This is a genomic window from Alkalihalobacillus phoenicis, from assembly GCF_047302405.1.
Lineage (GTDB): Bacteria > Bacillota > Bacilli > Bacillales > Bacillaceae_D > Alkalihalobacillus.
Map to the genome: position 1 here is coordinate 68789 of NZ_CP154853.1, position 12322 is coordinate 81110.

8 protein-coding genes are annotated in these 12322 nt (G+C 39.8%); all 8 read left to right on the top strand.

Going from position 1 to position 12322, the window contains the following annotated elements:
• The first annotated feature begins 40 nt into the window (after positions 1 to 40).
• The 8 genes from secA (at position 41) to AA0017_RS00335 (ending at position 12010) form a co-directional block, all read left to right on the top strand.
• Complete coding sequence (gene secA / locus AA0017_RS00300; RefSeq protein WP_413378415.1) at positions 41 to 2560, top strand: preprotein translocase subunit SecA; 2520 nt, start codon at positions 41 to 43, stop codon at positions 2558 to 2560.
• Between the two features lie 92 nt (positions 2561 to 2652).
• Positions 2653 to 3757, top strand: a protein-coding gene (gene prfB, locus AA0017_RS00305) for a peptide chain release factor 2 (RefSeq protein ID WP_413378417.1) whose coding sequence is annotated in 2 segments (ribosomal slippage) — positions 2653 to 2724 and positions 2726 to 3757 — 1104 coding nt in all. Because the reading frame shifts where the segments join, the coding sequence is not laid out codon by codon here.
• A 1398-nt stretch (positions 3758 to 5155) separates the two neighbouring features.
• Positions 5156 to 6028, top strand: a complete 873-nt coding sequence (locus tag AA0017_RS00310; protein ID WP_413378419.1) for a YitT family protein — start codon at positions 5156 to 5158, stop codon at positions 6026 to 6028.
• 52 nt (positions 6029 to 6080) lie between these two features.
• Positions 6081 to 6443: a c-type cytochrome gene (locus AA0017_RS00315; RefSeq protein WP_413378421.1), complete on the top strand. Its 363-nt coding sequence runs from the start codon at positions 6081 to 6083 to the stop codon at positions 6441 to 6443.
• Between the two features lie 753 nt (positions 6444 to 7196).
• A complete protein-coding gene (gene ftsE / locus AA0017_RS00320; RefSeq protein ID WP_413382793.1) occupies positions 7197 to 7883 on the top strand; it encodes a cell division ATP-binding protein FtsE in 687 nt (228 codons plus the stop codon).
• Entirely contained in the window at positions 7873 to 8763 is an 891-nt protein-coding gene (gene ftsX / locus AA0017_RS00325) for a permease-like cell division protein FtsX (protein WP_413378422.1), read from the top strand. Before ftsE ends, ftsX begins: the two co-directional genes overlap by 11 nt.
• Positions 8764 to 8829: 66 nt before the next feature.
• Positions 8830 to 10251: a murein hydrolase activator EnvC family protein gene (locus AA0017_RS00330; protein WP_413378424.1), complete on the top strand. Its 1422-nt coding sequence runs from the start codon at positions 8830 to 8832 to the stop codon at positions 10249 to 10251.
• A 295-nt stretch (positions 10252 to 10546) separates the two neighbouring features.
• Positions 10547 to 12010, top strand: a complete 1464-nt coding sequence (locus AA0017_RS00335; RefSeq protein WP_413378426.1) for a S41 family peptidase — start codon at positions 10547 to 10549, stop codon at positions 12008 to 12010.
• The last annotated feature ends 312 nt before the right edge of the window (positions 12011 to 12322 follow it).

Here is a 12322-nt window from a genome sequence, read left to right on the forward strand (position 1 = left end):
CGTAAATACATTAAGCTCAATAAAAGAAAGGACGAATTTAATGCTAGGTTTGTTAAAGAAAGTCGGGAATTATCAAATAACACGTCAGTTAAAAAAGAATGAAAAAATTGCAGATGAAATTGAAGCACTTGCTGATGATATTAAGTTATTAAGTGATGAGCAATTAAAAGAGAAAACAGCACAATTTAAAGAACGCTATGAAAAGGGCGAGGATTTAGACAAGCTTTTACCGGAAGCTTTTGCGGTCGCACGTGAGGCAGCTGGCCGTGTCGTCAATGAGTTTCCGTACCGAGTCCAATTATTAGGGGCTATTGCTCTTCATCAAGGGAATATTTCTGAGATGAAAACAGGGGAAGGGAAAACCTTAGTGGGAACTCTTGCCGTTTATTTAAATGCCCTAGCTGGAAAAGGGGTTCATATTGTCACGGTTAATAACTACTTAGCGAGTCGTGATATGGGCAACTATGGTCGAATTTTTGAATTCCTTGGATTAACGGTTGGATTAAATGAGACGGGTCTTTCGAAAGAGGAAAAACAAAAAGCTTATAATGCTGATGTTACATATAGCACAAATAATGAACTTGGTTTCGATTATCTCCGTGATAATATGGTGCTTTATAAAGAGCAAAAAGTTCAACGTCCTCTTCATTTTGCTTTAATTGATGAAGTTGACTCGATTTTAATTGATGAAGCTCGTACACCATTAATTATTTCTGGTTCGGTTGAGCGTTCAACACAGCTATATCAGCAAACGAATTCTTTTGTGCGTGTATTAAAAAAAGAAGAAGATTATGTGTTAGATGAAAAGACGAAAAATGTTCAGTTAACAGAAGAAGGGGTTAATAAAGCCGAGCGTGCCTTTGGAATTGAGAATTTATATGACCAAAATCATGTTCAGTTAAACCATCACCTGACTCAAGCGTTAAAGGCTCATGTTGTCATGCTTCGTGACGGCGATTATGTTGTCGAGGAAGGCGAAGTGGTGATCGTTGACCAATTTACAGGTCGTCTAATGAAAGGTCGTCGTTATAGTGATGGCTTACACCAAGCAATTGAGGCGAAAGAAGGGCTTCAAGTGCAACGTGAAAGTATGACCCTTGCTTCGATTACGTTCCAAAACTATTTCCGGATGTATCAAAAGTTAGCGGGAATGACGGGTACGGCCAAAACAGAGGAAGAAGAATTCCGTAATATTTATGGAATGGACGTTCTCCAAATTGCGACGAATAAACCAGTTGCTCGTCTGGATAAACCGGATTTGATTTATAAAACGTTAGAGTCAAAGTTCAAAGCAGTTGTTGAGGAAATTGTTGAACTTTATCAAAAGGGGCAGCCTGTTCTTGTTGGTACAGTTAGTGTCGAGACATCAGAACTTGTCTCAAAACTTTTAAATAAGCGTAAAATTCCACATCATGTATTAAATGCGAAAAACCATGAGCGTGAAGCGGAAATTATTGAAAAAGCAGGTCATAAAGGCTCGGTGACGATTGCGACAAACATGGCTGGTCGTGGTACCGATATTAAACTTGGCGAAGGGGTTCGTGAATTAGGTGGGCTCCATGTTTTAGGGACAGAGCGTCATGAAAGTAGACGTATTGATAATCAGCTCCGTGGACGTGCAGGACGTCAAGGGGATCCAGGTTCTTCTCAATTTTATTTATCATTAGATGATGAATTGTTACGCCGGTTCGGTGGCGACAATATGAAAAACTTGCTTGATAAAATCGGTATGGATGAAGATGACCGCTTAGAAAGCAAGATGTTGTCTAAACGTGTAGAAGGTGCCCAAAAACGAGTGGAAGGCAATAACTTTGATTCTCGTAAACAAATTCTTCAATATGATGATGTGATGAGAGAACAGCGAGAAATCATTTATAAACAACGTGATGAAGTTCTTGAATCGGATAATCTTCGTAAAATCGTGGAGAACATGATGAAGTCTGTGGTTGAGACGAATATTCGTCTGCATACTCCGGAAAGCGAAGTGCCTGAGGATTGGGATTTACAAGCGATTGTCAACTATATGACGGCCCAACTTTTAACGGAAGATGATTTGACGGAGAAAGAAATCAAAGGTCTTGATCCAGAAGAAATCATTGATCTCGTTTATGGTAAAGTGATTACGGCTTATAATGCGAAGGAAGAACAATTTACAGCCGATCATATGCGTGAATTCGAAAAAGTAATTATGCTTCGTACGGTAGACCGTAAATGGATGAATCATATCGACCAAATGGATCAATTGCGCCAAGGGATTCATTTACGAGCTTATGGACAAAATGATCCATTACGTGAATATCGATTTGAAGGATATGAAATGTTTGAGCAAATGATTGCCTCTATTGAAGAAGAAGTGTCGATGTATATCATGAAAGCTCAAGTCCAACAAAATCTTGAACGTCAAAAAGTCGCTGAAGGGAAAGCCGTCCAACAGTCGACGAATGGTAAAGAAAAACAAAAACGTAAACCGATTCGTAAAGGAGAAACGGTTGGACGTAATGAACAGTGCCCTTGTGGTAGCGGCAAAAAGTACAAAAATTGCCATGGTGGGAATGAGTAATTCGCTCACCAAGGTTAATAATAGCAAGAAATGAAATGGGTCCCCTCGCATATGATGTTGAGGGGACAATTAATGAATGAGGTGGAATAGAAATGGATTTAGTAGAAGTAAAACAAGAACTTGCGATCATTTCGAAACGATTAAACGACTTTAGGGGGTCTCTTTGACTTAGAACAAAAGCAAGAGCGTATGGCCGAGCTCGATGAATTAATGACCGACCCTGACTTTTGGAATAATCAAGAAAGAGCCCAAACGGTTATTAATGAATCCAATGCTTTAAAGGAACAAGTAAATACGTTTTTAAAGCTTGAAGCGGAGTTTGAGGATTTAGAAGTTTCGTATGAGCTTGTGAAAGAAGAAGACGATGATGATTTAGCGGCCGAGCTTTTCTCAGGTGTTAAATCATTAACGGATCAAATGAATGCTTTTGAACTGCAGCTATTATTAAGTGAACCTTATGATAAAAACAATGCGATCCTAGAGCTTCATCCGGGAGCTGGTGGGACCGAGTCACAAGACTGGGCTTCCATGCTTTTACGAATGTACAATCGTTGGGCTGATTCAAAAGGCTTTAAAGTGGAGACAATGGACTACTTACCTGGTGATGAAGCGGGCGTCAAGAGTGTCACTTTGTTAATTAAAGGCCATAATGCTTATGGATATTTGAAAGCGGAAAAAGGCGTGCATCGTTTGGTTCGTATTTCACCTTTTGATTCCTCTGGTCGTCGCCATACGTCATTTGTTTCATGTGAGGTCATGCCTGAACTCGATGACACGGTTGAAATTGAAATTAATACCGAAGATTTAAAAATTGATACGTACCGAGCAAGTGGAGCAGGTGGTCAGCATATTAATACGACTGATTCAGCCGTTCGGATTACTCACCTTCCATCAAATACAGTCGTCACTTGCCAAAGTGAACGTTCCCAAATTAAAAATAGGGAGCAAGCGATGAAAATGATGAAAGCCAAGCTCTATCAACTAAGAATTGAAGAGCAACAACGGGAGCTTGATGAAATTCGTGGCGAGCAAAAGGAAATTGGCTGGGGAAGCCAAATCCGCTCCTACGTCTTCCATCCGTACAGCCTTGTCAAAGACCACCGTACGAACCATGAAAGTGGGAACACGAATGCCGTTATGGACGGAGAACTCGACGGCTTTATCGATGCGTATTTGCGCTCGTTTTTGAAGGTGTAATTTTATTTAAAGGTAGGCAATTTAGTTTAATAAAAACGTTGGAGTTAGGTTGAGCTGAGGTCCTTTTGGAGGATTTCAGCTTTTTTGGTGTTTGTGTGAAAGAGGGTGCATGTGGATTAGTGGATATTTGAATAGTAATGAAGCTGAAGTGAGTGAATGTGAGGAATCAAAGGGGGGCAATGAAGGCGGAAGCAATTGAATCAGAGCTGCAAAGGGAATCAAAGAGGGGCAATGAAGCCGAAAGCGATTGAATCAGAGCTGCAAAGGGAATCAAAGAGGGGCAATGAAGCCGAAAGCGATTGAATCAGAGCTGCAAAGGGAATCAAAGAGGGGCAATGAAGCCGAAAGCGATTGAATCAGAGCGGCAAAGGGAATCAAAGAGGGGCAATGAAGGCGGAAGCAATTGAATCAGAGCGGCAAAGGGAATCAAAGAGGGGCAATGAAGGCGGAAGCAATTGAAGCAGAGCGGCAAAGGGAATCAAAGAGGGGCAATGAAGCCAAAAGCAATTGAATCAGAGCGGCAAAGGGAATCAAAGGGGGTCAATGAAGGCGGAAGCAATTGAAGCAGAGCGGCAAAGGGAATCAAAGAGGGGCAATGAAGCCAAAAGCAATTGAATAAAAGCCGCAAAGGGAATCAAAGGGCGTCAATGAAGCCAAAAGCAATTGAATTAAAGCCACAAAGGAAATCAAAGAGCTCCAATGATTCCAAGAGCCATCGAATTAAAGCCACAAAGGGAATCAAAGAGCTCCAATGATTCCAAGAGCTATCGAATAAAAGCCACAAAGGGAATCAAAGCCCCCCAATGAAGCCCAAAGCCATCGAATCAGAGCCGCAAAGGGAATCAAAGAGCTCCAATGATTCCAAGAGCTATCGAATAAAAGCCACAAAGGGAATCAAAGCCCCCCAATGAAGCCCAAAGCCATCGAATCAGAGCCGCAAAGGGAATCAAAGCCCCCAATGAATCCCAAAGCCATCGAATAAAAGCCGCAAAGGGAATCAAAGCCCCCCAATGATTCCAAGAGCTATCGAATAAAAGCCGCAAAGGGAATCAAAGCCCTCCAATGAAGCCAAAAGCGATCGAATCAGAGCCGCAAAGGGAATCAAAGCCCCCCAATGAAGCCCAAAGCATATGAATAAAAGCCGCAAAAGGAATCAAAGAGCTCCAATGAATCCCAAAGCACATGAATAAAAGCCGCAAAGGGAATCAAAGCCCGTCAACGAAGCCAAGAGCCACAGAGAGAATCACACAAACCCTATGATGCCGTTTATCTGACGCTTTACTACGTTAATCGACTCTTATTTACAATAATGAGGTCGGGGTGTATACTACGCAAGGATTCTATTGAAAATAGACATACTAACAGTAGAAGAATGGCGTAAGGGAGGCTTTTTTGGAGATGAGTAAGAGGAGAGAAGGAAGACAAAGAGGGAAGGTTTGGGATTTTTTCTTTGTTTATGGTCATATATTGCTTGGTTCGGCGATTGTAGCGATTTCATTTAATTTATTTTTGCTGCCGAATAAGATTGCTTCTGGTGGTGTTAGTGGGTTAAGTACGATTTTAAATTATGTTTTTGGATTTGAGCCGGCTTATACACAGTGGGCCTTTAATATACCTTTATTTATTTTAGGGCTTATTTTATTAGGTGGACTTAAATATGGTGCGAAGACAATAGTGGGAACAGTCTTTTTACCGTTTGTGGTTTTATTAACACGAGATTGGTCGGTTGGTTTTGAGGATCCGCTACTTGGGGCGTTATTTGGTGGAATTGGTGTTGGTTTAGGGTTAGGAATTGTTTTCCGAGCAAATGCTAGTACAGGAGGAACCGATTTAGCGGCACAAATCATTCAAAAGTTTACGGGGATTAGTATGGGAACAGCCGTTTTTCTGATGGATGGCTTAATTGTTATCACTTCAGCTGTAGCTTTTGGACTGGAATTAGCCCTTTATGCCTTAATTTCATTATTTGTTACTGGAAAGACGATTGATATTGTGCAAATGGGGGTAGGATATGCAAAGATAGCTTTAATTATCTCAGACCATCAAGACGAAGTGAAAGATGGTATTTTGAAAGATGTGGATAGAGGTGTGACGAAGCTGAGCGGACATGGTGGATACACGAATCAGGAAAGAGACGTCTTGATGTGTGTAGTCAATCAGGGTGAGGTCACAAAATTGAAACAAATAGTCAAAACCATTGATCCAAACGCGTTTGTTATAGTTACGAACGCAACCGAGGTGCTTGGTGAAGGATTCAATCGCACGAATTAATTGAGAGATTGAGCTATACTAAAAACATCTTATAGTAAAGGAGGATTTAAAAATGAAAAAATTTCTAATAGCTCTCGGGCTAGTTGTTGCATTGACTGCCTGTGGTGGTGCAACTGATGAGAATGTAGCTCCTGAGGAAGATGCAGGAACAGAAGCTCCAGCTGATGAAGAAGTAGATAGTGGAGCAGGTGGCACTGTGGATGCAGATGCAGCAAGAGGAACTTATGAGCAAAGCTGTATTGGGTGTCATGGTGGCGACTTAGCAGGTGGTGCAGGCCCTGGTTTAGTTGGGACAGGTTATTCACCTGATGAAATTCTAACGATCATCCAGGAAGGTAAAGGAAGCATGCCAGCATTCCCGAACATCCCGGACAACGAAGCTGAAAACTTAGCGATTTGGATTTCAGAACAATAATGAGTAATGATTAGATAAGACCGTTTCCTTCTATATTTAAGTAGAGGTGAAGCGGTTTTTTTGTGATGTGAATGGATTGCTTTTTAGAAAGAAGGAAAGTCCAAAGCAAAATGACCCAAAAAGCCAACTAGTTTCTGACATTTCCCAAGTAACGGTTATGCTTCCAAATCAGCTTGGAATATCTTCGTTTCATTTTGTCCTTTAATAAACTTCCTCATTTTTTCTACCCTTAGTTCGCGGCTTAACTTTAAACGATGATCCGTTCTGTTTGAGTGTCACTTATTCGCCATATATCGTCTATAGAAAAGACCTATACATATAACGGGGAATCGGTGTGACTTTTTAACTAGAATAGTCTGTTAGTCCTTAATTAAATGACCGGTAGAAATGGGAATACTTGACCGTTCTATGTTCATTTTGACCTAACGATGTCTTGCTAAAACTGCTCAATTGGGAGCATTTTTTATAAGTATACTGATTTTTTCGCGAACATTTTGAGAGTAAGTGGCGACTGAATTGTATCCGTTTTCACGATGAGTATTGAAATGAAATTGTAATAAAAATCCTAAGTCATGAGTTTTTAAATAGTGTTATAATGGATAAGCAGTATGACAAATGATCTCAAAAAGGTTGTGATTTTTACATAATTCAACATTCGAAAATAGTGGGAAAATGAAGTAAAATAAGCGTTCGCAGTCTAAAAGGCGAGTTAATTAAAAAGGAATTAGGGCGCAAGGAAGTGATAATATGCCAATGATTAAAATGAAAGACGTTTGGAAAACTTATCCAAATAATGTTAAAGCCATCAACGGTATTAACATTTCTATAGATAAAGGTGAATTTGTATATGTAGTCGGACCAAGTGGGGCAGGTAAGTCGACTTTTATAAAAATGATGTATCGCGAAGAAAAACCTTCAAAAGGGGAAATTTTCATTGAAGATACGAATATTGGAAAAATAAAAGAGAGACAAGTCCCATATATAAGAAGGAAAATAGGAGTAGTTTTCCAGGACTTTCGTCTATTACAGCAGTTAACAGTATATGAAAATATTGCTTATGCACTAGAAGTAATTGAAGAAAGCGGGGATGTCATTAAAAGAAAAGTGATGGATGTCCTTGATATTGTTCAATTAAAAAATAAAGCACGTTCTTTTCCATCAGAATTGTCTGGTGGAGAGCAGCAACGGGTGGCAATTGCACGTGCGATTGTAAATAGTCCTGAATTATTAATTGCTGATGAACCAACAGGAAACTTAGATCCAGATACCGCATGGGAAATCATGGATATATTAGACGATATTAATCATCGAGGAACAACGATTATTATGGCGACCCACAATAAGGATATCGTAAATACGATTAAAAAACGTGTAATTGCGATTGAGTCTGGTCGTATTGTTCGTGATGAAGTAAGGGGGAACTACGGTTATGAAACTTAGAACCCTCGGAAGGCATGCAAAAGAAGGGACAAAGAACTTAGCTCGTAATGGATGGATGACTTTTGCATCGGTTAGTGCTGTTACGATTATGTTATTTGTCGTCGGTGTGTTTTTCTTAATGATTTTAAACATTAACCATATTACTTCTTCTGTTGAGGATAATGTTGAAGTCCGTGTCCATATTGAATTAACGGCAACGGAGGAAAATCAGAACGAATTAAAAGAAGAAATAGAGTCATTGAATCATGTTGAGTCCGTAACATTTGTGGATAGAGAAGAAGGGCTTAATCAATTGATTGATAGTATGGATAGCGGAGCCGTATTTGAATCGTTACGTGAAGAAAATCCTTTAAATGATGTGTTTGTCGTGAGAGCGGAAACCCCTCAATTGACGGAGCCAGTAGCTCTTCAAATTGAAGGTTTAACTCATGTTGAAAGTGTTAATTACGGTGAAGATATTATTGAGAACCTATTTACGGTGACTAATTTTATTCGTGTGATCGGTGCTGTTCTTGTAGTTGGTATGTTATTTACAGCGATTTTCTTGATCGCTAATACTATTAAACTAACAATTGTTGCGAGAAAACGAGAAATCAAAATTATGAAACTAGTTGGGGCTACCAACGGTTTTATTAGATGGCCATTCTTTGTGGAAGGGTTGTTACTTGGTGTCATCGGATCATTAATTCCTGTATTGGTGATTGGTTTTGGATACAATTACATTTTCCAAAATTATGATGCGACTTTCCAAGTGATGAATTTCTCCTTATTAGAACCATCAGCCTTCCTTTGGCAAATTGCTGTGCTCATTATCGGGGTCGGAGCGGTTGTCGGAGTATGGGGAAGTTTAATGTCTGTGCGTAAGTTCTTAAAAGTATAAAGCTGACTCGGTAAAACGAAAGGGCCTCGTGTATAAAGAGAATGAATATTTAGGAGGAACGGTTGAATGAAAAGAAAGCTTTTAAATTTGACGGTTGCATCAGTTGTAGCCGTCTCTGCTCTGGCAGGACAAGCTTATTTTGCTCCTTCTGCCAAGGCAAATGAAGAGATCAAAAGTCAAATTTCTGAAGTGGAAGAGGAAAGAAATAAAAGACAAAATGAGGCATCTGAAAAAGAAGCTGAATTAAAAGAAATAGAAGCAGAAATTAGCGGTTTAAACGATGAACTGGAAGAAATTGATAAAAAAACGGCTAATACAAACAAAAAAATAAGTGACAAGCAAAATGAAATCTTTGAAGTTGAGGCTGAAATTGCAGCTTTAAAAGAAGAGATTCAAATATTAGAAGAGCGTATTGCTGAGCGCGATGAGCTATTAAAAGAAAGAGCAAAAACGATGTACCAAAGAGGGGATGTTAATATCCTTGAGGTGGTTTTAGGAGCCAATAGTTTTGGGGACCTGTTAGATCGAATGACCGCTTTAACTTTAGTTGCTCAACAAGATCGTAATATTTTAGATGCTCATATCGCTGACCAAGAAGCTCTTGAAAGATCAAAAGCAGCTGTTGAAGAAAACTTAAAGACATTAGAAGGTCATTTAAGTGAACTGGAAGCTTTAAAAGCAGAGCTAGCTGAACAACGTGCCGAAAAAGATCGTTTATTAGGTCAAATGGAAAACAAACATGACGATGTACATAATCATTTACTTGATCTTGAAGAAGAAGAACAAATTTTAAAAGCTCAAGAAGCTGCACTTAAGCAACAGTTACAAGAGTGGGAAGCTGAACAAGCTCGGAAGGCTGAGGAAGCCCGTAAAGCAGAAGAAGCTCGTAAAGCCGAGGAAGAACGTAAAAAGAGAGAAGCTGAACAAACTGCAGCGGCGAACTCAACACCAAGTTCAACACCAAGCTCAGGTGGTAGCCAGGGCTCCAGCGGAAATTCTGGTGGCGGTTCAGGTGGTGGCTCCAATACGGTAAGCCCTCCACCGGCAGAATCAGGGACAATCTTTATGAGACCTGCAACAGGGACGCTAACATCTACATATGGATACCGTGGTTCATTTGGTCCTGGTGGTTCTTTTGGAGGAAGTATGCATTACGGCATTGATATTGGGAAAAATGGTCGTACTGGAGATGTTCCAATTGTAGCGGCGGAAGCAGGACAAGTCATAACGGCTCAGTATTCAAATAGTTACGGAAACTATATTATGATTAGCCATATTGTCGATGGGCGTCAAATCACGACTCTTTACGCACACTTAGAGCGTATGGATGTTAGTGTAGGGAGCACAGTCTCACGTGGACAGCAAATTGGTTTGATGGGGAACACAGGGAATTCAACAGGACCTCACCTTCACTTTGAAGTGCATGAAGGTGGCTGGAATCAAGCCAAATCGAACGCAGTGAATCCTTTAAATTATATTCCCAGATAAGTAGATTCTAAAACCTTATAGCCTTTGGCTGTGAGGTTTTTTCGCTTTTTTATATAAAATTAGGTTTTCAAGCGTAAGGGGAATGTATATAGCAGGAAGATTTTCCCCGAAGATTTTGATGGAATTCTTTTTGACTTCACTTATGGCTTTGTCTAAAATGGTGGGAAAGGAAAACAACATATTATCGTGGGCGATTACATATGATAAACTGTTAATATAGGACAAACTTAGGTGTAAAGAATCGGCTATAAGTCGTTGTAATTTCATTTGTTGATTATAAATTAGGAGTGGTCATGTGGGCAACAAGCGCTGGTTTTATTTACTTATAGGTATTGTGTTAGCAATTGGGGCGGTTAGCTTTTTTACGCTTGATTCACCTCAATTAAATAATACGAAAGAAGTCGCTAGTACAGTGGATAGTAGCGGCGGGACGCAGGAAGTAGTTGAATTATCGGATCAAGAGTTATTAGAGAAATTTGCCTTGGCTTTACAAATTATTGAGGATCAATATATTGATGAAGTGGACCAAACGGAACTTGTTGAAGGGGCCATTAAAGGGATGCTAGAAACTTTAGAGGACCCTTATTCGGACTATATGGATCAAGACACGGCTCGCCAATTTGAAGAGTCCCTAGATTCACATTTTGAAGGAATTGGGGCAGAGGTGAGCATGGTTGATGGAAAAGTAACCATCGTAGCACCAATTCGAGACTCACCGGCAGAAAGAGCTGGATTGCAACCAAATGATCAGATCGTTCAAATTGAAGGCGAAAGTATAGAAGGTCTTTCTTTAAATGAAGCTGTTTTACAAATACGTGGTGAAAAAGGAACAACGGTTACTTTGACCGTAGAGCGACCGGGTGTTAATGACCCAATTGAATTCAAAATCGTCCGTGATGAAATCCCGATTGAAACGGTTGTTGGAGAGATGATTGAACAAGATGGGAAAAACATCGGTTACATCATCATATCCTCTTTTTCGGTAGATACAGCGGAACGTTTTGAAGAAGCTTTAAATGAATTAGAAGCTAATGGAATCGATGGTTTAGTAATTGATGTACGTGGGAATCCTGGAGGATATTTAAAATCAGTAGAAGACATTGGTGATTTGATTATCCCAGGTGGTGAACCGATTGTCCAAATTGAAAATCGTCAAGGACAAAAAGAACGTCATATTTCTTCTTTAAATGAAATAAAACCTTATCCAATTGTTGGGGTAACGGATGGAGCAAGTGCTTCTGCCTCTGAAATTTTGGCGGGTGCCTTAATTGAAGCGGGAGATTATGACGTTGTGGGAGATACAACATTTGGAAAAGGAACAGTACAGCAAACGATTCCGATGGGAGATGGAAGTCAATTAAAACTTTCTTTATTCCGTTGGTTAACATCGGCAGGTAATGACATTCACGGAGAAGGTGTAGAGCCTACGGTGAAAGTGATGCAGCCAGACTATTTTTACGTTCCTCCAGTAACAGCACAAGAAACATTGAAGCTTGAAATGTTAAATGAACAAATTCGCAGTGCACAAATTATGTTAACGGGATTAGGTTTCGATATTTCACGTGATGACGGGTTTTATGATGAAGAAACCGAGGCGGCAGTGAGAGTTTTCCAACAAGATAATGGAATTGAGAGCACAGGAGAAATTGATGAAGAAACAGCAGCGGAAATCCAAAGCCAAATCATCGAACAAATCCGTGACAGAGAAAACGATCAACAACTGCAAAAAGCAATCGAGTTGATTATTGAAGAAAAATAACCATTAATCAAAGTTATGATTGACAATGAATGTAGCAGAAGATGGTTTATATAAGCTAAAGAAAAGTAAATGAGACTGTCTTAAAAGGTTATTAGATCTTTTGAGCGGTCTTTTTTTTGCAGTGTGAATCGCCGTGTGGATAAGTAATGAAAAAATGGAAATGGTGGGATTAGGGTTCGAAATAGTGTGGATAGGTAATGAAAAGCCGAGCTGGGTGAATTAGGGTGCGAAAAAAGGTTAATAAGTAATGAAATCCACGAGTTAACCAAACTACAGTACGAATAACCTCAGACTAGTTAATCAAGCCCACTC